Source organism: Lyngbya sp. CCAP 1446/10 (assembly GCF_026130175.1).
GTDB lineage: Bacteria > Cyanobacteriota > Cyanobacteriia > Cyanobacteriales > Microcoleaceae > Microcoleus.
Genome location: NZ_JAIGNI010000045.1, coordinates 1 through 26536, shown reverse-complemented (window position 1 = coordinate 26536; position 26536 = coordinate 1). Strand labels below are relative to the sequence as shown.

Genomic DNA, 26536 nt, shown 5'->3' with positions numbered 1-26536 from the left:
ATGCTTTTTTTGACAAGATTTACGGACTCCCGAAAAAGAAACCAGGTTTTTTAGTTAATCTGTCGGTGACAACGAAGGATTTTTGTGAAAAAACCCGGTTTCTGGCCACCCGTGCGTAAGTCCTATTTGAACCTCAAATCTCAAATCTCAAATCTCAACTTTTGAGCTTTCTCAAGAAATCTGCAAGCAAAGCTTTGTTCTGAAAAGTTGCTCGAATTGTATCCTTGTTATTGTAATCAACAATAACTTCAAACCTTTCAAAATCACCACTTGAACGATCGATGTCAAGTGTGTCTAGCTCTATTAGTGCATCATCAATGCTCTTAAACTCGTATTTTGTACCAAAAAGCGGGATAAGAATTATTTTGGCAATGTAACGCTCAAGGCTATTTTTCAGCGTATCCATAAATTTATCAACCTCTTGTTTTGAAGCTTTGAGCAAAGCCTCTGCAAGCTTTTTTCTATCTGAACTACTGAGAACAGCTAACTGTTTTGAAGCTGTAGTATAGGCTTGGTCTGGGGTCTTTTCATCAAATGCAATATCCAAATGAATTGCTTTAAATGCCGCTACCACATCTTGATAAGGGATATAAATAATGGCAAATCCATTATTTATAAGTTGATTCAAAGCTGGTTTTGTGAATTCTCCAGCCAATACCGCACCATAAAAGGGCGCTGACAAATTATGAAGCTCAATGATAGGTAGTATAGCGCCTTGGATTTCTTGAGCTTTATTTTTTGAGTGTTTTGTATATCTACGCCATGCACACTCGATAAATGCAACAGGTGTACCAAGCTGATGATCATTACCATCGATTTCAATTACAAAATCTAGATCGTGTTTGTTCTTATATTTGTCCTCCCAAGTAACTTTTTGACCACTTCTAGCTGGACGAGTCCGCTGCCAATCGAGGTAATATTTTTTGGTTTGTACAAACTGTTGTAGCCTGGGTTTGAGAATATCGTTAAGTACGATATCTTCAATAAGTTTGCCTAGTTCCTGCCCAAATTTGTGTGATGAGGATGCCGCCATAAATTCACCTTCTACCCTAACCTTCTATCCAAAGTCTTCCTTCATGTAGTGGAACACTATGTTTTCTATTTTTCCACTTGATATTTCGCTGTCTAATATGCTCAAAAGACCAGGAATTAAATCCTGCTGAAATAGCCAGTTTTCCCAGCCATTGCTCAACGGGAACATACACTCCATAGGGAGCAGAATCTCCGATTACAACGCAAATTTTGGCATCTGATGTCGCAACTCGGCGAAGCGCATTGAATACAAATCCCATATCTGTAAAATAAGCAGCAATCATTGTGTGATATGCCTTATTGCCACTCTTGGTTCCGCGAATCGTTTCTATTTCTTGACAAATAGGGAGCAACTCATCTCGAATGGGAGAAATAATCGATTCAGCCATCAAAGTATCCAAGCTAAGTCGTTCTTTGGAAACGTGCTGTGAACTTGAACGGATTAGAAATTTACGAACTGTCTCATGTAAGTCACTCCAAGAATTCACCTCGCCCCAGAATGTCATTTCAAGACGTGTAGCATCTGCATAGTCATAGTTGTTTGCATAAGGGGGAGAAGTAATCACTAAATCAATTGAATTATCGGGAATACTTGTTAAATGTCTGGCATCTTCTTTAATAAAAATGGCTTGACTGGATCTACTAACAAATTGCATTTGATACATATCTTCTTGCATCATAGCAACCTGATTTTCTAAGGCAATGAATGGTTCACAAGTCTTAGCTTTGCGTTTGTTAGGGAGAATATATTGCCACTGTGCAGTACCTACATGACTTGATGGACGTAGAATTGCACAAATGGCGAGAAAAATGATAGACTGCAATTCTTCAGATAGAGAAGGTGCTATTTCAAGATAAGCTTGTTTAATTTTGAAAAGGTCTACTAAAGCTTCATTTGTGTAGCATTTAGTTAGCAATACTGGAATGTTGTCTGGAATTTCTTGCTGAAGACTTACAGCCAAAGATTTAATTTCATTAACGGCTGCCAAAAATTCATGAATCTGTACACTCCATGCAAATTTTCCTTGGGCTAGCCTATAAACGAAAGGATGCGCTTCAATACCGTAAGAATTTATCCCAAGCTTATCTGCTGCGACACAAACAGTACCAGATCCTGCAAAGGGATCGAGGATAGTTTGAGGTTTTAACTCTGTAATAACTTTTTCTACCCAAGCTGCTGAGAATCCCGCAGAATAGCGAAACCACCGATGGATAGGCAATTTCATATTGTCGGTAAAGGTTCCTGCCCTCTCCTCAATCGTCTTTGATTGAGTATTTTGGATGGATTCAGGTATTGAATTGAAAAGATGAAGTTGAACCGGCTTATTCATTGAAATTCATGAGTCTAATACTCTCGTAGATAACTACTATATCTTACCGCGATCGCACTGTTCGCCTATTCACTAAACTCAATATTTTCATACAAATCTCCCACCGAAAATTCCACAGAAATAGAAGTTAATGAAACTAGATCGCCCGCGCAGCTATATTCTGAAAAAATCCACTTATTCGCTTCAGTTTTAGAATATTGCTGCACTTGTAGCCGATATTGGTCGATTAATAAATACTCCTGAAAACTCGGAATACTGCGATAAGCCGCAAACTTTTCATCGCGATCATAAGCTTTGGTACTTTTAGAAAGCACTTCCGCAATCAGCACAGGATTAGTAATTGTGTCCGTCCGTCCAGATTGCAATTCGATCGGGCGTGGTACTGCCATCACATCAGGGTAAGTATAGTTGTTAAACTGCGGAACCCAAAGCCGTTGATCTGATGCAAAAATACTGTAAGGTTTACCCTTGAGACTTACTCTCAATACAGAATTTAAGATGCTCGTAATTTCGCTATGATTTGGTGTGCCACCAGCTATCAGAATTATCTCCCCATTGATAAATTCATGTCGCTCTTCAGAATTGATTTCCAATTCTAGATATTCCTCAGCCTGGTAGGTTTTCGTTTGAACTTGCGCGATCATACACAACTCTCTCCTTTAATCGACTGATTCCAGTTTATCATATTCTTCTATGAGGACTGTCAAGGAAACATCAGCTAATTTTGACGACGGTTTTAGTAATATTTGAGTATTCATAAGAATAAATTCAACTAACAATTATGCCCTTAATTATAACGGGCTTGCTCGCTCTTTAGGGCGATCGCACTTCCACACCTAGAAACCGGGTTTTTACCAATTCTATGGGCTACAACCAAGGATTTTCGTGAAAAAACCCGGTTTCTGGCCACCCGTGCGTCCAAGATCGGGACGATCGCACGCGCGATCGCCCTCCTCACACAAACTACGAATCGCGATCGAGCTTCAGCACAGCCATAAAAGCCTCCTGCGGCACATCCACAGTACCAACAGACTTCATCCGCTTCTTACCCTTCGCCTGCTTTTGCAGCAACTTCTTCTTCCGCGAAATATCACCACCGTAACACTTTGCCAACACATCCTTCCGCAAAGCCGGAATATGTTCCGAAGCAATCACTTTCGCGCCAATAGTCGCTTGAATCGGCACCTTAAACTGATGGCGAGGAATCAACTCCTTGAGTTTCTCCGTCAAGCCCCGGCCAACATTGTAAGCCTTATCCCGGTGTACGATCATCGCCAAAGCATCAACCGGATCGCCATTAATTAAAATGTCCAATTTCACCAACGGATTTTCGCGATAACCGATCAGGTGATACTCCATACTCGCATAACCGCGCGATCGCGATTTCATCTGATCGAAAAAGTCCGTCACCACCTCCGCCAAAGGCAACTCATAAACCAGCGTAGTCCGCCCCTGACTCAGATACTTCATATCCATAAAAATGCCCCGCCGATTTTGAGACAATTCCATCAGCGCGCCCACATAACTTTCCGGCGACAGCATTTCTACCCGCACATAAGGTTCCTCAATCTTCTCCCGATACTGAGGATCTGGCAAGTGACTCGGATTGTCAATTGTTAACACTTCTCCCTTAATTGTTGTGACTTGATAAACCACAGAAGGAGCCGTAACAATCAAATCCAAATTGTATTCTCTCTCAAGTCTTTCTTGCACAATTTCCATGTGCAGCAAACCCAAGAAACCGCAGCGGAAACCAAATCCCATTGCGCTCGAAGTTTCCGGTTCGTAGGAAAGCGCCGCATCGTTGAGTTCCAGTTTTTCTAGAGCTTCCCGCAAGTCTGGAAATTGGTCAGCATCGATCGGGAACAAGCCACAAAAAACCATCGGTTTAGCCTCTGTATAACCCGGCCAAGGCTCAGATGCAGGCTTTTTGACCAAAGTAATCGTATCGCCGACGCGAGCATCAGCTACCGCCTTAATTGCCGCGCCCAGATAACCAACTTCCCCCGCGTGCAGTTCATCTACTTGCACTTGCGTCGGTGAAAGGATGCCCAATTCATCGATGACATATTCCTTCCCCGAAACCATCAACAACACCCGATCGCCCTTTTTGACACTTCCGTCCATCACCCGGAAGTACACAATTACCCCACGGTAAGCATCATAATAACTATCAAAAATTAGCGCCCTTAGCGGTTTATCAACAGTATCCTGCGGCGGCGGCACCAATTCGACGATCGCCTCCAAAATCTCATCAATACCAATTCCTTCCTTAGCAGAAGCCTCAATCGCCCCGCTACAGTCCAGACCGATAATCTCTTCAATTTCCCCTTTAACCCGTTCCGGTTCCGCCCCCGGTAGGTCAATTTTATTTAGAACCGGAATAATTTCCAAATTATTTCCCAAGGCAAGGTAGACATTTGCCAAGGTTTGTGCTTCCACGCCTTGAGATGCGTCTACCACCAGCAGCGCCCCTTCGCAAGCGGCCAGCGATCGCGAAACCTCGTAGGAGAAGTCAACGTGTCCGGGAGTGTCGATCAGGTTCAGCACGTAATCCTGACCGTCCTTGGCAGTGTAATTCATCCGAGCCGCTTGCAGCTTGATCGTAATGCCACGTTCACGTTCGATATCCATATTGTCTAAAAACTGCTCCTTCATCTCCCGTGCTTGGACAGTCCCAGTTTGCTGCAACAGGCGATCGGCCAAGGTGGATTTTCCGTGGTCGATGTGAGCAATAATCGAAAAATTACGAATGCGAGATACAGGAACGTTTGTCATAAAACCTATCGGCAAAAGATTGACTTTTGTTGTATTATAAAACTTCATTCAATCTACAGTCATTTATAGTCATTTAGAGACTTAGATCCAATTTAATTTTTTATCGGCGGTGGGTTGACAGATCCATTATATTTATGCTATGTTCATCAACCACACTTCAGTCAAAACGCCCTGCTGAGAAAAAAAATTGATCTCTGTGATTGTACAAAAAGCTGTTGAACGGTTGGGAATATCGCCGATCGCCAACATTCGCCCTCAAACCTCCAGTCCAGTCAGGTTATTCTATAAAAGGCGATCGTCAACTTAAAAATATTACTGAGAAGTTGCTGGCGCTTGACAATAAGCAAATAATTTGGTCAAATAACGGAAGCGGGACGGTAAGGATCTAAAAAGTATAGGTTTTGATCCGCTGTGCATCTCTACCAGGGATCGGGCATCACTTCCTTCACAACAAAAAAGCGTAAATTCCTAGAAGGAATTGAAACTTAAGAATTAAAACTAGGACTTTTTAACTATGAGCGAGTCAAGGATACCATCCCACAGTTCGTCAGAAAAAGTGGAACTATCTATCCATATAGATTCTGAACTGCTAGACCAAATTAAGCACCTGACGAATGACCCCAGCAAAGTCATTGAAACAGCAATCAAGCAGTGGCTCAGAGGCGAGCGCCGCGAAGACGATCAGGCTATGAGCTTGCGTCGCAACCCTCCAGTCCCGCCCCGTGGCGAGTGGAACGACTGAGGTTCTGTCCTCTCTCGCCCGATACAGCGCGTGCAAATCTGCTGGGTGCAAATCTGCTGGGTGTGAAATTCGCCCGCGCGAACTCTGGCTGCGATCTCCGGCAGATTTCAGGGCGAAATACAGGTTGTTCGGAGCAATCTGGGGCAAACTCACAACCTGGGAACTTTTCTCTTGTGACGGCAAAAAAACGCCAGCCAGTCCCCGACTTGAGTTACCCGCAGCCTAAAATTTTGGTGGAATTTTCAAACTAGATCGTTAATCAGTGCAGACTACTAATTCCTAAATCTTAATTTGTATTTTTTGATTCCCCAAAATAGCTGACAATAAATAGTTGTGAGTTTTGAGTTGAGTTCTGAATTAAATAATTAATATTGTTTGAGTTCATTAATAACTCAAAACTCAATGGTATCAGTCTAAAATAGTTGTGAAGTGTGAGTGTTGAGCTGTGAATTATCAATTAAAAAGCCAACAACTTTTTAATTAATTAATATAGCAACCGCGCCAGACGGTGAGGAAGTTCTTAATTGCTGAAACATAAACGGTCAATTCCTTCTATCCGTGACATCCGTTAAATCCGTTAAAAAATCCGTTGCCGAACTTCCTCCTATCCGTTAAATCCCGTACATTGCTCGTTGCCGAACTTTCTTCTGCCATAACTCACAACTTAACCGTCGAAGCCCAAAACAATTTTGAGTATTGATTTTTGCATTTAAATTTCAAAACTCAAAAATCTGAACTACTTTCATCCCCAACTCTGATGGACTCTAACACCGATTTCCGGCGATCGAGCCTCGCCTCTACAGCATTTTTTCAAGAGTTAGGGGCAGAATTAGTATTTACCCAAGACGCAAGGGGTCGATATCTATCTTTTTACTGGGAAAAAGCCGATCAGTACAACCTCATAGCAGACCAAATTGTCGATCGCCCCCTCAGCGAAACCCTACAACCCATCGCCCCTGTACCTTATCTAGATCGCCTGCGCAGGGTGCTAGAAACCCTCGTCCCGCAAAGGTTCAGCTATCCATTTTGCCACGCCGGACAATATTTTCTGTTAGATTTGACAGTCACTCCCGCGATCGACTCCAACGGCAAAGCTACAAAAGTCTTAGTTATGGGAAGACTGCTGTCTGACAAACCCACAGACAGGCCACCAGATTCCGCAGAATTCATGCTCTATCGAGCTGTGCCATCCCCCTCCGACGCGCGCCAACAAATGCTGCTTCCCGCAAGCCGCAACCGCAGTCGATCGCTCCCTCCCTACTCAAAAATCGATCGCACAATCATCTCCCAAATTGCTCAAAACCTGCACAGAACCCTCGATCTAGAGACAATTTGGCAACAAACAGCTAACAGTTTGGGTCAAGTCTTGAACGCGAGCCGCTGCATCATCTGTTCCTCCAAAAAAGACAGCGAAAACCTCGAATATTCCGACTTTCTTCCCTCAGAAAATCCCCAAAATTATCCAGTCCCAACAGCCGAATTACAACAATCAATTACCAGCGATCGATCGCCCCCGCTGTCTGCCGATCAAATCGAAAATCTCCAATCCAAAACCTTTAAAATAGTAGCTGAGTACCGCCAAGAATCTTACTCTTCGATGCTGGGACTAGAACTGCGCGCAGCCGAACAGGCGGGATGGATTCAAACTTTAGCCACCTTAAAACCCGTAGCAGTCGATTACGCATCCCCCATTGTCGATCGCTTCGATCGCCATTCCGTGCTCGTAGCAGCTACCTCCTATGAAGGCCAACCCAATGCCCTCATCTGCTTGCACCGCTGCGGCAGTTCCCCAAAATGGAGTCCAGTCGAACTCGAATTTGCCCGCGAATTAGTCGCCCAAGTCGGCAGCGCGATCGCCCACGCTACACTTTACCAAGAATTAGAACAAGCCCGCGCCGAAGCCGTAGCTCTTTCCCAACTGAAAAGTCAATTTCTTGCCAATACTTCCCACGAACTCCGCACCCCCCTCAACGGCATTCTCGGCTTCCTGAAACTGGTGATGGATGGCATGGCAGATGACCCCGAAGAAGCGCACCAATTTATCACAGAAGCTTATCAATCGGCATTACACTTGTTCAATGTGATTAACGATATTTTGGATATCGCTAAAATCGAAGCTGGCAAAATGGAGTTAGATCTCGCTCCAGTCAAACTAGGCGAACTGTTGCAGCAAGTAGAGAATTTTACAATGGTTCAAGTGCAGCAAAAGCGATTGCAATTTCAAATCCAAACATCTACCGCCGAGGACGAGATTATTTTGTACGCCAACTACCAACGCCTGCTTCAGGTAATCTTGAACCTCACTGGAAACGCGATTAAATTTACCAAGGAAGGGGGAATTCGCATCAGTGCCGAAGTTATTCAGAAAAAAGTGACTGTTAACAACCAGGAGTTCCCCGGAATCGTGAAAATCCGAGTCGCTGATACTGGCATTGGGGTTTCTCTGGACAAGCAATATAAATTATTTGAGTCGTTTTTTCAGGTGGACGGCGATCGTACCAGGCAATATGGCGGCACCGGTTTGGGATTGGCTATTTCTCAAAAGCTGGTAGAAGCAATGGGCGGTACAGTAAATTTTTACAGTATGGGGGAAGGACTCGGATCAACTGTTACTTTTACCGTCCCGCTTTATCAAGAACCGCTCTTTAAAAATTAATCATCGGTAATCTGGACGTTGCAAGAAGAAGAAGCAAGAAGCAACAAGGGAGTTAGCTGCTATCAGGAGCAAGGAGGAATCTGGGCACCAGTAAAGATTTAAGTCCCGTATTCAAAAAGTCGAATATTTACCGTGCAGACAAGTCTTCTGCCTGGAAAATATGACACTTGCATCTATATATTCCTTAACAGTTGACAGTTAACAGTTGACAGTTGACAGCGAAGTTTTCAGGCAGGGGATTTAAGCCCCAGCCTAAAAACAATCCACCTAAAGGTGGGGGCTTAAATCCCCTGTGCTTTGGTTAATAAATTCGGTGGCTGGTTACTCAATTATTTTTAGGTAATGAGGGTTTTGTGCAGCACAGCATACCAACTACCAAACGTAGCATCTGGTATACTTATCCTATAGCGGTTCTCAAAAAAGTGAGGTAGGCTCTATGCCCTATGCCCTATGCCCCATGCCCTATGCCCGAAGCGTACCTGATCTTTCTGAGAAAGGCTATATGATGTGCGATCGAATTAACCCCATCAAATAGGTTATTTTATCGGAAATGATATTTGCCAGCATAAGATGGCAGTTTCGCACTTTTAATGTTTTTAACTTGTGCTTGACGAAATTACCGATCGCCCTATTTTTTCTTGGTTGGTGGAGGGCTGACATAGCGCGCCCAAAAAGGTTCTTCCATATTTTTCACTGCTGCTAGTTTTTGGCGTTCCTCCTGTATGCGCTGGCGTTCTGAAAGGTTAGAAAATATGTTGATACTGCCGAAAATCTCGCCAACCGCATCTTGCACGGGTGCAGCCCAAACCCAAATATCGATCGAACTACCGTCCTTTTTCAACAAAGACACTTCCAAACCGCTTTCCGCTTTTCCATTACCCGCAGACTTCAGCAGCGCGTAAAAATCTTGCTTTTGCCCTTCAGGAATATTCGGCAATGGTTGCCCTAAAACCTCAGCCGCAGTCCAGCCAAAAAGTTGTTCGGCGGCGCGGTTCCAGACAAGAGTACGGCCGTCATTGCTGGTACAATTAATCGCTAGTGGCGCTGATCCAATTTGTGCTTGCAAAACTCCGCCCGCGAGTTGCAGTTTCAATTCTACTTGCTTGCGATCGGTAATTTCCTGACAAGCACCCCACAAACGAACAACCCGCCCTTCAGTTTTGTCCCACACCGCTTGCCAGCAGTCCCGCACCCAGCGCACACCACCATTTTTGTTAACAATGCGATACTCATTGACCCCCATACTTCTAGAAATACAGCCTTCTAATTGTTTAATTAACATTTCCCTGTCATCAGGGTGAACGATATTTGAACTCCACCAGCCCGACGCAATTAATTCTTCAGGAAGATGACCACTCACGCGCGCCAAAGCTTCCGTTACCCACTCACAAACAAAGTTACCGTTGGGAAGTGCCTGAAAAGAATAGGCAAAATCCGAAGTAATTTGTGACATAATTTTGTAGTGCCGTTGCGAATCTTGGATGGCAATTTCTGCTTGCTTGCGTTCCCCAATTTCGCGATAATTAATCAAAATTCCCTGCACACTAGAATCGTAAAGCAAATTGTTGCCGATCGCCTCCATGTACCTCCAAGAACCGTCAGCGTGGCGTTTCCGATATTCGATCGGCCCCGCAATTCCTGGCTTTTCTAGCAACTTGCCAAAATATGCCTGCCAAGTCAGCAAATCGTCTGGATGAATCAACTCGCCATGAAACTTGCCAATTCTCTCTTCGGGCTTGTAACCAAAAATTCGCTCTAGGGCTCCGCTGTGGTATCGGACTCGCCCGTCGGAGGCGATAATACTAATTAGATCAGGAGAACTACGCAGTATAGTTTGCAGTTTTGCTTCACTTTTAGTTAATGCTTGATTGTGCCGGCGCTGCTGACTGATTTCTTTGTCCAATTTCTCCTGTAGCTGTCTGATTTGCGCTCTTTGCTGCGCGATTGTGCGTTCCAAAAGTCGATTTAAATTTTCTGCCTCAACTAACTTTGCTGCATTATTAGTCACGCTTTCAAACTGGGGAATGGTTGCCATTTCCTGCAAAGAATTTGACAGATTTTCCACGGTTTTTATTAAAATCGCCTGTTGCGGAGTTGGCAAATGGTTAACTTGTTCCTGCAACGTTTCTAAGTATTTGTAAAGTGTTTCTAGCATTTTATTAATTAGGGAACCGAATAGTTGCCACAGGTGGAAAATCTTAAAAGCGGACAGAATTTTTTTTTAAGATAACCCATAACTAAGACTGCTGTCAGGCGATCGAATGTGATTTTAATCCCACCTTCGGCACCCTCAACTGTCACAATCGGTTTTTACTTACTTTTATTGATATATTAAGTTATAAATTATACTTATACTATACATTTTAAATGATAAATATTTTAGCAAAGGCATAATTTATCACTTGAAAAATCGATTTTTCCGAATAATTATACCGTGTGACACCCTAAATGCGGAAGGCTGTCCTGATTTTGTGGTGATAAGAAAACCGCATATCCTTACTCCGAGGGCATCATAGAATCACAAACAGTTGTGCTTGATACCGTATACATCATAAACCCAGGAGAGCCATGCGCGGAATGTGATTTTAATTACTAGCCATATTATGACTTTATTTTTCAAATTATAGCAACCGAGACAGAAAGTAAATTTTTGTTGCGCTAAGATCAACATCGCAGCAGCAGCCTCAAGAAGTGCTCGTGCCAGAGTCGGGAACCCGCCTATGCACTGAATGTGGGGGCAGCCAGCGGTTAAGCTAAACTAGATGGGTGTCAACACAAAGAGGAATTTATGTCAGAGCAAGCCAACGGTCGCGATTTGTTTCGCGCTGCTTACGAACACCGTTATACCTGGGATGCCAACTTTCCCGGTTACAGCGCCGATATTGAACTCAAACAAGGCAACGAAGTATATACGGGTCATGTTTCCATCAAACCAGACATGACAGTGGAAGTCAGCGGGATTGCAGATGAGGAAGTAAAGCAGAGCGTTTACACCCAAATGCGGGATATTGTGACTCACCGCAAGCGCTCCACCTTTGAAAAATCCCACGGCAAAAATAGCTTCACCCTGGGCGAGAAGGACAGCACCGACGCTGTGGATATTTTAGTGCAAGGCGACTCAATGGGCTCGAATTATAAAATCCGAGGTCTGTCAATTTGTCAAGTCAGCCGGGTGATGGGCCGCATGGCTTTCGTCATTGACACGCACAAAAGCTTAGAGACTCCTGAAGGTTCTTTGGCCAGCCATTACGATGCCGTTTTCCGCAACCCCGAAACCAACGAAATCACTAGAGAACTGGAATTTGAAGATACTTTTGACAAGATAGGCGACTATTATGTCATGACTAAGCAAGTAGTGCGATCGAAAGAAAAAGGTCAAGAAACGACAACCGAGTTTAACTACTCCAACGTCAAAATGCTAGAACCAGCAGTAGTCTAGGGTTACAGGTAAGGTGCGCAGTGCGCACCCTACATGAATCGAAGTTGTGCGTCAGTCCTGCTGGATTTAGCAGCAAGTAACGGTACGATCGAACTAAGTCAATTGTACGAATAATTTTTGAGGTAAAATATGACGACACTAGCACTAACCAGAGATAACGTCGAAACAGTTCTCGATGAAATGCGCCCCTACCTGATATCCGACGGCGGCAACGTGGAACTCGTAGAAATCGACGGCCCAGTCGTACACCTGAGACTGCAAGGAGCTTGCGGTTCTTGCCCAAGTTCCACAATGACTCTGAGAATGGGCATTGAACGTCGCCTGCGCGAGGCCATCCCAGAAATTTCTGAAGTCGAACAGGTAATGTAATTAGTCAGTTGACAGTTGACAGTTGACAGTTGACAGTTGACAGTTGACAGTTGACAGTTGACAGTTGACAGTTGACAGTTGACGGCTGACTGTTGACTGTTAACAATTACTAATTACTAATTCCCGAAGATAGCGGTTCTCAAAAAAGTGAGGAGAGCCTCATGCCCTATGCCCTATGCTCTATGCCCTATGCCGGATAGTACCTCATCTTTCTGAAAAAGGCTATATCAATCACTAATTATCAATTACCAGTTACCAATTATCAATTCCCTAATATCAATCACAAATTACCAATTACCAATTACCAATTACCAAAATCAATGTCTCATCCCCTTTACGTAGCCTTCATTTGGCACCAACACCAACCGCTCTACAAATCCAGAGTATTAGCTAGCGCAGGAGCATCCGAGTATCGACTGCCTTGGGTGCGCTTGCACGGAGTTAAAGACTACTTGGATTTAGTGCTGCTTCTGGCAAAATATCCCAAACTGCATCAAACCGTAAACCTGGTTCCTTCCTTGATTTTGCAGATAGAAGACTGTATCGCAGACCAAGCGTTAGACCCTTACTTGGCGGTAACTCTCAAGCCAGCAGAAACTTTAAACATCGAAGAACAAGAGTTTATTTTAGAACACTTCTTTGATGCCAATTACCACACCCTGATTCAGCCACATCCCCGGTACGCTCAACTCTACACTCAGCGACAAGAAAAAGGCATTCAGTGGTGCTTGGCAAACTGGAAAGTGCAGGATTTTGCCGACTTGCTGGCGTGGCACAATTTAGCTTGGATTGACCCAATGTTTTGGGATGACCCGGAGATTGCAGGGTGGCTGAAACAAGGACAAAATTTCAATCTGGCAGACCGAAAAAATATCTATTCAAAACAAAAAGAAATCCTCGCCAGAATCATTCCACAGCACCGTAAAATGCAAGCTGAGGGACAGTTGGAAGTCTCCACAACCCCCTACACTCACCCGATTTTACCGCTACTTGCTGATACCAATGGCGGCCGCATAGCGATTCCTAACATGACGCTGCCAGAACACAGGTTCCAGTGGGCGGAAGATATTCCCAGACATTTGAGAAAATCTTGGGATATGTATCAAGATAGGTTCCATTGCGAACCGCGGGGTTTGTGGCCGTCGGAACAGGCAGTTAGCCCGGAAATTTTGCCCTATATTGCTAAACAAGGCTTTAAATGGATAGTCTCGGATGAGGCAGTATTGGGGTGGACAATTAAACACTTTTTTAACCGGGATGGGGCGGGGAATGTTTGCGAACCAGAATTGTTGTATCGCCCTTATCGTTTAGAAACTCCTGATGGCGATTTGGCGATCGTATTTCGAGACCACAGATTGTCTGATTTGATTGGTTTTACCTATGGTTCTATGGAACCGGAAAAAGCAGCATCGGATTTGGTGGGACATTTAGAGGCGATCGGCAGAACTCTCAAACACCGACAACCCGACGGCCAAACAGCTTTAGAAAATCCGTGGTTGGTGACGATCGCCCTAGACGGCGAAAATTGCTGGGAATTCTATCCCCAAGACGGCAAACCGTTCTTAGAATCACTCTATCAAACTCTCAGCGACAATCCAGATATCAAATTAGTCACAGTCTCGGAATTTCTCGACAAATTCCCGGCCACCGAAACCATACCCGCCGCCCAACTACACACCGGTTCCTGGGTTGACGGTTCCCTGACAACTTGGATCGGCGATCCCGCAAAAAATCGCGCTTGGGACTTGTTAGGGGCGGCGAGACAGGTATTGGCAAACCATCCAGAAGCCACAGAAGAGAGCAATCCAGAAGCTTGGGAAGCGCTGTTCGCGGCGGAAGGTTCCGACTGGTTCTGGTGGTTTGGCGAGGGCCACACGTCGAATCAAGATGCTATGTTCGATCGGCTATTTCGCGAACACGTAGCTGCAATCTACGAAGCTCTGGGCGAGCCTGTACCCCTGGAAGTGTGGCGGGAAGTAGAGGTGCACGAGGTTCAAGGTGACCACCAGCCGCTGAGCTTTATTCACCCGATTATCGACGGTATCGGCAACGAACAGGATTGGGACAAAGCCGGCCGGATTGAAGTTGGGGGAGCAAGGGGCACGATGCACCGGAGTTCGGCAATTCAGCGGCTTTGGTACGGGGTTGATCACTTGAATTTTTACCTTCGCGCCGACTTCAAGACTGGGGTGCGGCCGGGTATTGATTGCCCGCCGGAGTTAAATTTGTTGTGGTTTTATCCCGATCGCACAATGCACAATAGTCTGATGCCACTGTCTGGTTTGCCCGACGAAGCACCGCTAAACTATCGATTCCACCATCATTTAGAGATTAATTTGCTGACGAAATCGATTTGGTTTCAGGAAGCAGGAGAGGGCGATGAGTGGCATTCCCGCATCAGCCGCGCCCAAGTGGGATTGGATAAATGTTTGGAGGTAGCAGTGCCCTGGGCGGATTTGAATATTACGCCGGACTGGCAAATGAGGCTGATTGCGGTTTTATCGGAAGGGGAGCGTTACTCTACCTGTATGCCGGAAGATGCTTTGATTGCGATCGGAATGCCTTAAAGTGTCAGTTGACAGTTGACAGTTGTCAGTTGTCAGTAGTGCGAACTTAAGAGATCGCGAACGTTATTAGTTATCATCGGGTTTGCGTTTGCACGGGCATTATAATTTTCGCCGGTTCGTAGTGAGGACTTCAGTCCTCATTACAAACCCGATAGTGAGTAAATTTATTGGAAATCAGATCATTAGTCATTGGGAAATTATCAAGCTAATGAGCCGCATTTTGCTATTGGTCGATCGCCTCGAACAACATTTGCCGATCGCACACCTCAACACCGAGCATGAGGTGATCGTACTCGATCGCACTTCCGAACCAAGCTCCGAATTTTCGATTGCCAAAATCGCTTTTGACTTGTGCATTATCGACGAGGCAAATTTCGATCGCATTGGGCCGGTGGTAGAAGCATTAAAAGCTGCCACCGAGCCGATATTTTTACCGTTTTTGCTCCTGAGAAAATCCCAAATATCGGCTGTTTCTGAACCACCGTTTTCTCTAACAGCAAAACAACTCCAAGGCAAAATTGACGATTTAATCACAACTCCCGTAGATGCCACCCAACTGCACTTACGGGCAGAAAATTTGTTGGCGCGCAGGCGATTGTCCCTAGAAATCCATAGACTTCAGGAAGTAATTAAAGAACGCACTTTTACCGAAAGTTTGTTAATCGATTCGCTGCAAACGGCAAACGAAAACCTGCAACAGGAAATCCCTAAGCGGGCCCAGGTTGAAGCTGCACTGCGATCAAACTCCTACCTCGATTTGCTGATGAATGCCATGCCAGATATTGTCTGCTTTAAAGATGGCGAGGGCAGGTGGCAGGAGGCAAATCAAGCGATATTGGAATTGTTTGAGCTATCAGCAGATGAATACCGCGGACTCACAGATTCTCAGCTAGGAGAACTCAGCAGTTTTTACCGGGAGGCTCTACAGGGGTGCGAGGTGAGCGATGGAGAAGCGTGGGCAAAAGGTAAGCTTTTTAGAACAGAAGAAGTGGTTCTGCGATCGAATGGTACTGTAAAAATCTATGATGTGATTAAAGTACCGGTATTTTACCCCGACGGCAGACGCAAAAGTATCGTGATTTTGGGTCGCGACATTACCGAATACAAACAAGCACAAGACGAACTCGTGCGCTTAGCGTCCATTGTCGAGTCTTCCGATGACGGTATCATAGGAAAAACCATCGCCGGGACGATTCAAAGCTGGAACGCCGGGGCAGAGAATATTTACGGCTACTGTGCGCAGGAAATTAAAGGAAAGTCGATCGAGATTTTAGCAATTCCCGAACGCCCCAAGGAAATTCCCCAAATTCTGGAAAATATTCGGGCTGGAACCACCATTGACCATTACGAAACCGTACACTTGCGCAAAGACGGCCAACAGATAGATGTGTCCCTAACGATTTCTCCGATTAAAGACGCGACAGGAACACTAACGGGCATTTCGACAATCGCTCGCGACATCAGCGACCGTAAGCGCATCGAAAAAGCGCTCGAACAACTCCGCCACCAAACAGAAATGATTTTGTTCTCCGCAGGAGAAGGAATTTGCGGGTTGAACAAACAAGGAAAAGTAACTTTTGTGAATCCGGCGGCGGTAAGAATGACCGGCTGCGAATCTAAGGAATTGATCGATCGACCACTTTATGAAAGCTTACACCGTTCACAGGCAGAATGCTCGCGGGCGATCGAGCAAATCTCATCTTTAACAGACATCAATTCCGCATCTCAACTTCCCCCAGACAGCGCCGCACCTGCGATGGGCCAACTGTCGAACCCAGTAAGTTCTCAAATTTTAGCCACCTTGGCAGACGGAGAGGCGCGGCGCGTCACCGATGAGGTTTTTTGGCGGCGAGATGGCAGCAGTTTTCCGGTTGAGTACGTTGTCGCTCCGATGCGAGAACAAGGCGAAATTATTGGCGCTGTGGTGACTTTTAAAGATATCACCGATCGGCTGGCGATCGATCGCATGAAAGATGAATTCATCTCCGTTGTCAGCCACGAACTGCGGACGCCCATGACCTCGATTCACGGCGCTCTCGGCCTGCTCAACAGTGGCATCCTTGAGGCTTACCCCCAGAAAGCCAAGCGGATGCTGGAAATTGCTGTCACTAATACTGGCCGCTTGGTGCGATTGATCAACGACATCCTGGATTTAGAGCGCATGGATTCTAATTACAGCACTGCAATCAAACAAACTTGCAATGTCGCTGAGCTGATGTTGCAGGCGGCAGAAGAGATGCAGGGCATGGCTCAGCAGGCGGGAGTTACTCTGGAGGTTCGGCCTGTGGGAGCGCAATTACTGGCTATTCCCGATCGGCTAATTCAGACCTTGACAAATCTGCTCAGTAATGCTATCAAATTTTCGCCTCCGGGTGCTACGATTTGGCTAAGCGGGGAGTTGACGCACGAGCGAGATTTGGCAGAAAGATCTGGGTTGAAGTCAGTGTCGTCTCCTGAATCTACCGGCATCAATCCGCACGTAGCAATGAGTTCGGAAATCCTGATTACTGTGAAAGACCAAGGGCGGGGCATTCCGGCGGACAAGCTAGAGATGGTGTTTGAACGCTTCCAACAGGTTGATGCTTCTGATTCTCGCCAAAAGGAAGGTACTGGTTTGGGGCTGGCTATTTGTCGCAGTATCGTGCAGCAGCACGGAGGCCGGATTTGGGTGGAGAGCGTTTTGGGGGAGGGCAGCACTTTTTTCTTAAGTCTGCCAGTGATTAGGGAAGGGCTGGCGAGTGAAAGTTAATTTCTACCCATGTTTAGCCAGAGTTAGTCATTTTGTGCAGATTCTTGGCTGAAGTCATCGACAAACAATCTCAGCCTTTTCTGCCATCATGGACGGGCAAAAATTGCGATTTGAAGTCGAAAAGCGGATTTTTGGGGACTCGGTTGTATAGCAACGCCCAAGGCGGTTACGACGTTCTTAATTGCTGAAACCCTTGCGGTTGATTGCTGCTCTCGCGACGATAACTAAAGCCTTCCTTCTTCCCTCTTCCTTCTTCCCTCTTCCTTCTTCCTTCTTCCTTCGGAAGCCTTCTGCTATACAGTTTTGAAAATTTACTGTAAAGTTCGATCGGGTAAAACAGTTGGCTTTACAAAATATTCACATTTAGCCTCTAGTCTGTGATCAGTTCTGATTGTTAAAAAAAATGTTAATTTTGACTGCCAAGCGCATCTTGGTGATTGATGATGCGGAAGATATTCGGGAAGTGGCTCAAGTCAGTCTTGAGGTGGTGGGTGGCTGGGAAGTCCTGACCGCGAGTTCTGGCCGCGAGGGTGTGGCTAAGGCTCTTGCTGAACAGCCTGATGCTATTCTCTTGGACGTGATGATGCCCGACCAAGATGGGCCTACTACTTTTAAACAGTTACAAGCTAATCATGCTACCCAGCATATTCCGGTAATTTTACTGACGGCTAAGGCTCTCGCTAGCGACAGGCGGATGTTCGCGGATTTGGGGGTGGTGAGTGTGATTGCTAAGCCTTTTGAACCGATGTCTTTGGCTACTCAGGTGGCTGAAGCTTTGGGCTGGGATCAAGCATAGGTCGTTAGCGCAGCCCTCGAAGAGGATCGTACACCTTGAATTCTATAATCAAAAAAAAATAAATTCTGCCTGCTCGGTTTTTATGCTGAATATAATTGGGCAGGATGATATTTTCTTTTGTAACAACTTGCCGATCTTCATCAGTTCTTCAGGTTTGGGCTTTAATTTAAGCATAGTGTCAGGGATCGATCCTGACTGTTGGCAGACACCTTGGGACAAGACGATTATGCCTTCAGCTTACATTTTGCTACTGATAGTTTCTCTGGCAGCAGTCTGGATTTACTGGCAAACCTCTCAAGATATTTTTGTTCTGGTTGGTTTGGCTGGACTGGGTTGCTTTGTTTGGGGTTTCTCTTTAGCCCCTTGGATTGTTCAGCTTCTGATTATGGTGTTGCTTTTTGGCGTGCAAAAGTGCTACTTGCGAGATGCTCAAAGTTTTGAGTGAAAAGAGATTTTTTTTGTCATGTCTGAATTTTAGATGCCCCGGCATTCGTCAATCCCTGTAATGAATTCGTTATCGATCCATATCTTAAAGAAGGTTTAAAATACCATGAATAGTTGCCCTTGTTGCTCATCTACACTGCTCCGACACGCTCGCCACAATCGCGTTTATTGGTTCTGTTCGCGCTGCTGGCAGGAAATGCCGGATCTGTCGGAGATGATTTTAGGTAATAGCCTGCGGACTCACAAACGGGATGGTTTGGTGAAGGTTCCGGCTTTGATTCCTCAAGTCAGGATTTTAAATTCAGTAGGAATTGCTTAGGAAAGCTGGAGTTAGTCTCGATATAAATATTGAGACGGAAAAGATTTTTGATTGTGCCATCGGTTTGAGTTTTTAATAAAAAGGCAAAAGCCCCTTCACTATCAATGAAGGGGGCTTATTGGTGAGCGATCGCACTTGTAAGGGGGTCGATCGCCTACCACATATTACAGCTATTGTATGGAGTTAAGCTGATTACATCAAACCGATTTGAGAGAGAATGCCTTGACCGGTGAGGAACTCGGTAGCTAAGCCAATAACGAAGCCCAGCATTGCCAAACGGCCGTTCCAGGTTTCAGCGAACTCGGTGAAGCCTACTTTTGCGTCTTTGTTTTCCATGACCAGAAACCTCGTTTAATTTCAACCTTATGTAACTAAACTTAACATAACAACAGAAACATTGCAACATATTTTTACATTTATTTTTCAAATGCTGGCGATAAGTGGGATGAATCTATGGGTCGAGGGGCTTGTGGTCGAGGGGCTTGTGGGCGAGAAACCGGGTTTCTTGCGTGATTTCTCGTGACTCATCGCCAAAACTCGTAGAAACCCGGTTTCTGAGGGTGCGTAACTGGCGATCGCACGGGGGGCGAAAATCTCAAGATCGGGAAGGGCGACAAACCCGGTTTCTTTTGCCGGATCGCATAAGTCCGGTTCATAAAATTAAAGCTCAAAAAATAAATCAGATTACCTCTTGACATCTGAGAATTAACGTGCAACCATCAAAGAATAGCTGAGATAAACACCCTCATTCAAAAGCAAAGAGTGTTGGTTAAGTCGTCTCAGCGGTAGGATGCGTAAATTTCGGGCAAGGATACTAAAAACCCGTTGATATAGACATTTAAGTTAATGTCGTTTCAACTGGATAAAGGAATTCAATTGGCACGATATTTGTTTAAATGTCTGTATCAACGGGTTTTTACTACCGTTGCCCGAAATTTACGCATCCTATCGCTGAGACGCTAACCAAGCAAGGACAAACTAAATTCATAGTTTGTTGTTAGAGGAATATGTTCAATGGGAAATTTCTTTTTTGAGCGAACCCAAAAACAATGCTTCGTGCTAGATGGGTAATTTATTGATGCTGTCTGCTCACCCTTTTTTAGGAATGATCCAATGACAGACAATCATCGAACAACAAGCCAACAAAAAAGCCAGTCTCAGCGAGTTGCTATGCTTTGGGATGGTCAGAACGTCTACTTAAAGCAAAAGGAAGCTGAATTATTGGTCGATTTTGCCAAATCAAAAGGGCGTTTAGATTGCCAAAATTTTTACTATAACTCGCAGTACGAAAATCAAGTTAACGACAAAAATCGGGCAGAAAAGCTTGGTTTTAAAGGCATTGATGTCCCCGATGGTAAAAATAGTGCAGATAAACAATTGGTGTTTGACTGTATTAAACGAGTTGCAATTAAGCCTTCTCCTGACATAGTTATCTTAGTCTCAGGAGATCGGGACTTTGCAGGTTTAATCGCCGTTTTGATGGCTTTGGGTAAAACAGTTATCGTTTTTGCACGGCGCGAAAGTAAAACAGTCATCGTTTTTGCACGGCGCGAAAGTGCAAGGAAAAAACTGATTAAGCTCGTTGGTGAGGATAACTTTCATTATGTAGACGAATTGTCTAGTTTGTGTGCAGGATGGAAACCCAACTTAAAAATCAGAAACAGTTATCAATAGAAGCAGATAAATTATCTGCTTGAAGCAACACAGCCCGCCAGGGAATTAATTCCCTGGCTAATAGCGAAAGTCGGTTGAAACCGACTGAAAACAACTTAAAAAATATAATCTTCAGTCCTCTTTAGAGGACTTTAGCTATTAGCCAGGGGTTTAAACCCCTGGCGGACTAACGGCAAAAACGCGAAATATATGTTAAAATTAACCCCGCCGCCGATAGCAAAAATCCAGTTTATTTGATAAACTAGATTCTCCAAGCCAACCGCTATCTGCGGCTCCTTCATGTCCGCCAACATAACAACACGAAACTTCAAAATCAATCACAATTATCCAACTCCCATGCTATTAACTAACCAAACACAAGAACTCCAAATAATCATTCCCCAATTCAACAATGAAAAACTGCTGCGCCAAGCACTAACTCACCGTTCCTACGTCAACGAAAACCCCACATTCCGCGAAGCAGACAACGAACGCTTAGAATTTCTCGGCGATGCTTTGCTGACATTTCTCAGCGGCGAATATCTCTATCAGCGTCACCCAGAAATGGGAGAAGATCAAATGACTCGCCGCCGTTCTGCATTAGTAGATGAAAAACAATTAGCCAGATTTGCTACTGAAATCAGTTTAGACTTAAAAATGCGACTCGGCAAAGGAGCTTATCGAGAAGGTGGAATTACTAATCCAAATTTGCTCAGCAGTACCTTTGAAGCATTCATTGGCGCTTACTATCTGGACACGGAAGATATGGACAAAGTTCGCGAGTTTGTGTGGCAAATGTTTGATTCTGTTCCCGAAAATGTTGTGGAAACGCGATCGACTGTAGACTCGAAAAACCGCTTTCAGGAGTGGGTACAAGCCAACGGTGACACGACTCCGCCCAAATACGTCACAGTCCAAGAAGGAGGTACGCCCCACCAGCCCCAATTTCTCGCTAAAGTTTATGTCGCAGACAAATCTTACGGAGAAGGTAAAGGTAAAAGCAAAAAAGATGCTGAAAAAAATGCCGCCGAAGATGCGCTAGCAAAGCTGAAAAAACGCGGACTGATCTAAACTAGAAAATATCGCTAAAAACTACTAGCTTTTTTGCCAGATGACACAAAAAAAACTGCCTCCCCGACTCTGGGGACAAATAAACTCGCCCAATCAAGGAGATAGAAAAACCCCAAATACTGCCTAAAGCGACTCTTTTTTTGTCAGAGTAGAAGCTCTTTTCGCTATGCGAATTAAAGCTCTAGGCGACATATCTTTATCGACAGTGATGCGAGAAATGCGGTAGTTATTTTTCAGTCGGTTTACTCTGAATAAATGGTCATCGTACAAAAAGCCTGTTAAATGATATTTAGGCAAAAGCTTTTCCACTTCCCTGTCTGATGCGCCGTAGGGATAGGCGATGTGAGCGCCAATAACTTTATTTTTGTCCAAATCTCCCATACATTTTCTCAATTCAGACTTAGATTTAGCAATTTCAAATTCTAATTCTTTTCCGCTAATCTGAGTAAAATTTTTGTGAGTAAAACCGTGAGACTGAACGTCATAAAAACCTTTTTGATATCCGTCTCTTAAATCGTTGCAAGTAGTGTGGGCTATAAAATTTTTGCCCATATTCACACCTAAAAAGTGAGGATTTACAAATAACACAAATTTGCCTTGTTTGTTGTGAACTACTGAAAGTTTTTCTAAGATGGGAAGTGCATTTTCATGAACGCCTTTATACCCGTCATCAAAGGATATCATAATCGGTTTTTGACCCAATCTTTGAGCTGGTATTGGCTGGGACTTGTCGATAAAGTATACGTACAAGTCTTGAGATGATAATAACCAATAGTTTTCTTTCATTATATATTCTAAAAATACTGACAAATCTTGTTTGCTGTAGTCTATGGAAAAAGCAAGCCGCTTCGGTGGCAATTGGGCGGGATTTTGAGTGTCTACAATGTCGTGAAAGCCGATTAAAGGGATTTTGATGAAATTAGATTCTACTGTCCAGCCAGAAACACCTATACTGATAGCAAATATCAGCAATAAGTAAATCAGTTTGGCTTTGTGTAGGAGCCGAAACAGAAAACTTCTCAAAAATTTTATGTTTTCTAGCAATTGATCGAGCCTCATACTTTTTTTACCAATTTGTGTGCTTTTCATCTCTACCATTAATAGATGCAAATTCAGCTAACTTGACATTTTTTTGATATTTATTTGGAATTTAGGTAGAGTGTGCGGTGCAGTAGCCCGATCGCCCAAACTGATTCCCAGAACCCACAATGCGCTATAATCGGGGCTGGCGCGAGTGTTACGGCTGTCATCGAGGGTTGCAATGGCAGAAATCCGTTGACGAGTACCCAAGTGTCGATCGTACTTTTGGAAATATCAGAGCAATTGATGTCTACTCAAAACCCGACTACCCTGACTGTTGAAGCGGCACAGCAAATCCTCAAAGATTTTACTTGTCTGGATATGCAATCTGTAGCATCGCCGCTGGAAAAACAGGCGCTGCGTGAAGCGATTTTGCTGGTAGCAAGTTTGTCGGATTACCAAATGCTGGGAGTTTGCGCTACTTCGACGGATGAGGGCTTTTCAGCTTTAGCAACTTATTTGAAGGCTTTGGGATATCAAGCTGTTTTAGATCCAAGTGCTTTTGCTTCATTTACTGGTTCGGTTTATATTAAGTTTAATACTTTGAAGGGTTCGTATTATGTTGATGGCTATCCGGGAACTTATCGGGGCGTGTTAGTATCGTGCCAATTTTCCTCGGAAGATGGAGTTAGCGGGACTTACGGTCATTTACCTCTTGATTTATTTGTTGATTAATTGGGAAGAAGGAAGAAGGAAGAAGGAAGAAGGAAGAAGGAAGAAGGAAGAAGGAAGAAGGAAGAAGGAAGAAGGAAGAAGGAAGAAGGAAGAAGGAAGAATGCGAATTTAGATTATGTCATTGCGAGGAACGAAGCAATCTCTCTTACCCTGGGATTGCTTCGTTCCTCGCAATGACACGTTTTCGGGTGCGTCAGGAAATATGCGATCGCCTAAATCGACAATAACGCCTGACGCACCCTACAAAGAAAGAGATTAACCTTTACCAATGATTAATTGTGGCTCAGGTTCTGGTGATGTTTCTTCTGGTGAAATGCCGAGAATTTCGCTGTACAAGTTGACGTATTTCTGGGCAGAAAGATCCCAGCTAAAGTTTTCTCTCATGCCGCGTTGTTGCAGTTCTTTCCACTTATCTTTGTAGCGGAAACCTTCCCATGTTCGGATCATACAGGTGAACAAGTCGAGGGGCTCGTAGCGATCGAAACAGTAACCGGTACCGGTATTATTAATTGGGTCGTTGTGGGAAACGGTATCGACTAAACCGCCTGTACGACGCACCATTGGGACGCAGCCGTAGCGGAGGGCGAGCATTTGGCTGATGCCGCAGGGCTCGAAACGGCTGGGCATCAGGAAGGTGTCGCAGCCTGCGTAAATGCGCCGGGAGAGGGCGTCGTTGTAGAGTAATTGGGTGGACATCCGACCGGGATAGCGGGCGGTCATTTGCCACAGTTGGGTTTCGTAGTAGCGATCGCCCGTTCCGAGTACAATAAACTGAGCGTCGGTATAGGCCATGAAGCGATCGAGCATTTGAATGATCAAATCCAACCCCTTCTGTTCTACCAGCCGCGTCACCATGCCGATTAAAAAGGCATTTTTATTCACTTCCAAACCGACTTCTTCTTGCAGCGCAATTTTGTTAGCTGGGCGCTTTTCTAGCGTATCAACACTAAATTGTTGGTGGAGGTACTTGTCAGTTGCTGGGTTGTAAGATTCTGTATCAATTCCGTTCAAAATTCCCGAAACCTTGCCGCCTAGAAAAGATAGCAAACCTTCCAAAGTTTCCCCGTAAGCTGGGGTTTTGATTTGTTCGGCGTAAGTGGGTGAAACTGTATTTACGCGATCGGCAAACTGTACTGCCGCAGCCATTGTATTGTGACCTTGCATATACCAGGGGCACCAAGTCATCTGATCCAAACGCCAGCGCCACGGCCCTTGATAAGCTAAATTGTGAATAGTAAAAACTGTGCTGATATCGGGGTCTTGCTTCATCCAAACAGGTATCATCCCCGTATGCCAGTCGTGACAGTGCATAATTTGTGGTTTCCAGTGATTCCAGGCAAATTCAGCAGCAGCATTGGCAAAGAAAGTGAACCTCCAATCTTCATCTACGCCGCCGTAAACGCGGCGCGGCAAGAAAGATGGATGTTGCAATAAGTATAAAGGTACATCGGTTCCCGCCAAAACACTTTCAAAGACGGAGAAGCTTTGGAACATGGCCGCCCCCTGGAAAACGGGTTTTTTGGGAACGTCCATTTTGTCGGGGACGAAGCCGTAGTAGGGCATGAAGATGCGGACATCGTGACCCATGCGGCGCAGAAATTTAGGCAAAGCGCCGACGACATCGCCCATACCGCCTACTTTGGCTAGGGGTGCTGCTTCGGCGGATACAAATAAAATGCGCATTATTTTTTTGTGTTCCTTGAGATACTTAGTCTAGATTAAGTTTAAATGGCGATCGGCACAATAGACCTCTTGCAAAAAAAATCTATGCTATAATAGACCTCGGTAGTGCCATGAAGGAAAGGATAGAGTAAACTTAAGCTACTATTAGAGAGAAGTGTTTGCCATTAGTGATATGACAGTAGAAATTAATTCTTGCCCCAATTGTGGCTCAGAAAAAATTAGTCGTAACGGTCAGACTCGGCATGGTAAACAAAACTACAAATGTCGAGAATGTGGTCGTCAATTTGTTCAGAATCCCGCGTGGAAACCTATTACGAAAGAACAACAGGAGTTAATGCAGCGGATGCTACTTGAACGTATTTCTCAGGCCGGGATTGCCCGGGTATTACAAGTGTCAGAAGATACAGTACAGCGCTACGTAAATGCCCAAGCTCTTGTTATTGAGAAGCAAGTTGAGGTGAGTGCCAAGCCAAAAAAGCGCCTGCATGTTCAGATGGATGAGCTATGGTCGTTTGTTGATAATAAAGGAAATGAGCAATGGGTATGGCTTGCATTGGATGCCGAGACTAGGGAAATTGTTGGTGTACATATTGGGGATCGTAGTGCGGTATCAACTCAGGCGTTATGGAATTCAATGCCACCAGTTTACCGTCAATGTGCAGTAATTTATACTGATCATTGGAGTGCTTATGATTCTGTATTGTAAGCGTAAACGTCATTATAGTGTAGACAAAGATAGTGGTTTTACTAGCTATATCGAGCGCTTTAACTGCACTATTCGACAACGAGTATCTCGGTTAGTAAGAAAGAGCTTAGCCTTCTCTAAAAAATTAGAAAATCATATTGCTGCTATTTGGCGCTTTGTGCATCATTATAATGCTAATTTACAACTCTAGATGCCTGTTTTAATTTGAATCCGGTTTTATTCTCCGATCCTTTCCTTCAGGGCACTACCTAGACCTCTTGCAAAAAAAATCTATGCTATAATAGAAAGTTTTCAATTTAATCCCCTAGAGCTAACTCATAATTATAAATTGCTGATAACAAATTACAACGCTTTGCATAACGGCGGCGACGATTCCGATAACGACTCGACAAGATTTTAAAAATTTTTAGACTCCGGTTAACGTGTTCAATAACAATTCTTTCTTG

At 44.5% G+C, this 26536-nt stretch carries 22 protein-coding genes and 1 pseudogene; 14 read left to right on the top strand and 9 right to left on the bottom strand.

The genetic code is table 11. The features are described from left to right. Positions 1–154: 154 nt before the first annotated feature. The 4 genes from K4039_RS18680 to lepA form a co-directional block, all read right to left on the bottom strand. Positions 155–1033 carry a hypothetical protein gene (locus K4039_RS18680; protein WP_265237355.1) on the bottom strand — a complete coding sequence of 293 codons (879 nt, stop codon included), beginning with the start codon at positions 1031–1033 and terminating at the stop codon, positions 155–157. 16 nt (positions 1034–1049) lie between these two features. Further along, the gene (locus tag K4039_RS18675; RefSeq protein ID WP_265237353.1) at positions 1050–2363 is read right to left on the bottom strand and encodes a site-specific DNA-methyltransferase; all 1314 of its coding nucleotides are present in this window, start codon (positions 2361–2363) and stop codon (positions 1050–1052) included. 65 nt (positions 2364–2428) lie between these two features. Then, positions 2429–3007: a Uma2 family endonuclease gene (locus tag K4039_RS18670; RefSeq protein WP_265237351.1), complete on the bottom strand. Its 579-nt coding sequence runs from the start codon at positions 3005–3007 to the stop codon at positions 2429–2431. Between the two features lie 319 nt (positions 3008–3326). After that, on the bottom strand, positions 3327–5141 hold the full coding sequence (gene lepA, locus K4039_RS18665) for a translation elongation factor 4 (protein ID WP_265237349.1): 1815 nt from the start codon (positions 5139–5141) through the stop codon (positions 3327–3329). A 514-nt stretch (positions 5142–5655) separates the two neighbouring features. Here lepA and K4039_RS18660 point away from each other — a divergent pair. Together K4039_RS18660 and K4039_RS18655 are read left to right on the top strand one after the other, a co-directional pair. After that, positions 5656–5883, top strand: a complete 228-nt coding sequence (locus K4039_RS18660) for a type II toxin-antitoxin system CcdA family antitoxin (RefSeq protein ID WP_265237347.1) — start codon at positions 5656–5658, stop codon at positions 5881–5883. A gap of 757 nt (positions 5884–6640) precedes the next feature. Further along, positions 6641–8539 (top strand): ATP-binding protein, encoded by a 1899-nt coding sequence (locus K4039_RS18655; protein WP_265237345.1) that lies wholly within the window; start codon positions 6641–6643, stop codon positions 8537–8539. Between the two features lie 628 nt (positions 8540–9167). On the opposite strand, the gene K4039_RS18650 is transcribed toward K4039_RS18655, so the two are convergent. Then, positions 9168–10694: a PAS domain S-box protein gene (locus K4039_RS18650; RefSeq protein ID WP_265237343.1), complete on the bottom strand. Its 1527-nt coding sequence runs from the start codon at positions 10692–10694 to the stop codon at positions 9168–9170. Between the two features lie 633 nt (positions 10695–11327). Here K4039_RS18650 and K4039_RS18645 point away from each other — a divergent pair. The 7 genes from K4039_RS18645 to K4039_RS18615 all read left to right on the top strand — a co-directional run bounded on the left by K4039_RS18645 (position 11328) and on the right by K4039_RS18615 (position 19222). Then, positions 11328–11978 carry a DUF3386 domain-containing protein gene (locus K4039_RS18645; RefSeq protein WP_265237341.1) on the top strand — a complete coding sequence of 217 codons (651 nt, stop codon included), beginning with the start codon at positions 11328–11330 and terminating at the stop codon, positions 11976–11978. Positions 11979–12107: 129 nt separating this feature from the next. Further along, on the top strand, positions 12108–12347 hold the full coding sequence (locus tag K4039_RS18640) for a NifU family protein (protein WP_193975189.1): 240 nt from the start codon (positions 12108–12110) through the stop codon (positions 12345–12347). A gap of 320 nt (positions 12348–12667) precedes the next feature. Next, positions 12668–14914, top strand: a complete 2247-nt coding sequence (locus K4039_RS18635) for a glycoside hydrolase (RefSeq protein ID WP_265237326.1) — start codon at positions 12668–12670, stop codon at positions 14912–14914. Between the two features lie 154 nt (positions 14915–15068). Next, positions 15069–17663 carry a PAS domain S-box protein gene (locus K4039_RS18630; RefSeq protein ID WP_321161627.1) on the top strand — a complete coding sequence of 865 codons (2595 nt, stop codon included), beginning with the start codon at positions 15069–15071 and terminating at the stop codon, positions 17661–17663. A 403-nt stretch (positions 17664–18066) separates the two neighbouring features. Then, positions 18067–18459 carry a response regulator gene (locus K4039_RS18625; protein ID WP_265237324.1) on the top strand — a complete coding sequence of 131 codons (393 nt, stop codon included), beginning with the start codon at positions 18067–18069 and terminating at the stop codon, positions 18457–18459. A gap of 82 nt (positions 18460–18541) precedes the next feature. Further along, positions 18542–18904, top strand: a complete 363-nt coding sequence (locus K4039_RS18620; RefSeq protein ID WP_265237322.1) for a hypothetical protein — start codon at positions 18542–18544, stop codon at positions 18902–18904. Between the two features lie 105 nt (positions 18905–19009). Further along, on the top strand, positions 19010–19222 hold the full coding sequence (locus K4039_RS18615; protein WP_265237320.1) for a hypothetical protein: 213 nt from the start codon (positions 19010–19012) through the stop codon (positions 19220–19222). Between the two features lie 192 nt (positions 19223–19414). Here the strand turns inward: K4039_RS18615 and K4039_RS18610 are convergent, their stop codons facing one another. Continuing rightward, entirely contained in the window at positions 19415–19558 is a 144-nt protein-coding gene (locus K4039_RS18610) for a chlorophyll a/b-binding protein (protein ID WP_015176459.1), read from the bottom strand. Positions 19559–20335: 777 nt separating this feature from the next. Between K4039_RS18610 and K4039_RS18605 the strand changes: the two genes are divergently transcribed. Together K4039_RS18605 and rnc are read left to right on the top strand one after the other, a co-directional pair. Then, a complete protein-coding gene (locus tag K4039_RS18605) occupies positions 20336–20896 on the top strand; it encodes an NYN domain-containing protein (RefSeq protein WP_265237315.1) in 561 nt (186 codons plus the stop codon). 336 nt (positions 20897–21232) lie between these two features. Further along, positions 21233–21946 carry a ribonuclease III gene (gene rnc / locus K4039_RS18600; protein ID WP_265237314.1) on the top strand — a complete coding sequence of 238 codons (714 nt, stop codon included), beginning with the start codon at positions 21233–21235 and terminating at the stop codon, positions 21944–21946. A 123-nt stretch (positions 21947–22069) separates the two neighbouring features. Here rnc and K4039_RS18595 read toward each other — a convergent pair whose 3' ends face one another. After that, entirely contained in the window at positions 22070–23005 is a 936-nt protein-coding gene (locus K4039_RS18595; protein WP_265237312.1) for a polysaccharide deacetylase family protein, read from the bottom strand. Positions 23006–23107: 102 nt separating this feature from the next. Here K4039_RS18595 and K4039_RS18590 point away from each other — a divergent pair, with 102 nt between their 5' ends. Both K4039_RS18590 and K4039_RS18585 read left to right on the top strand, forming a co-directional pair. Then, positions 23108–23701 carry a DUF1824 family protein gene (locus K4039_RS18590; RefSeq protein WP_265237310.1) on the top strand — a complete coding sequence of 198 codons (594 nt, stop codon included), beginning with the start codon at positions 23108–23110 and terminating at the stop codon, positions 23699–23701. Continuing rightward, positions 23702–23878, top strand: coding sequence for a hypothetical protein (locus K4039_RS18585; protein ID WP_265237308.1), 177 nt, complete (start codon positions 23702–23704; stop codon positions 23876–23878). A 78-nt stretch (positions 23879–23956) separates the two neighbouring features. Here the strand turns inward: K4039_RS18585 and glgA are convergent, their stop codons facing one another. Then, the gene (glgA, locus tag K4039_RS18580) at positions 23957–25384 is read right to left on the bottom strand and encodes a glycogen synthase GlgA (protein ID WP_265237306.1); all 1428 of its coding nucleotides are present in this window, start codon (positions 25382–25384) and stop codon (positions 23957–23959) included. A gap of 172 nt (positions 25385–25556) precedes the next feature. Between glgA and K4039_RS18575 the strand changes: the two genes are divergently transcribed. Next, positions 25557–26280, top strand: a protein-coding gene (locus K4039_RS18575; protein WP_265237304.1) for an IS1 family transposase whose coding sequence is annotated in 2 segments (ribosomal slippage) — positions 25557–26087 and positions 26089–26280 — 723 coding nt in all. Because the reading frame shifts where the segments join, the coding sequence is not laid out codon by codon here. Positions 26281–26386: 106 nt separating this feature from the next. On the opposite strand, the pseudogene K4039_RS18570 reads toward K4039_RS18575, so the two are convergent. Further along, positions 26387–26536, bottom strand: a pseudogene (locus K4039_RS18570) (IS5/IS1182 family transposase); the annotation flags it as partial.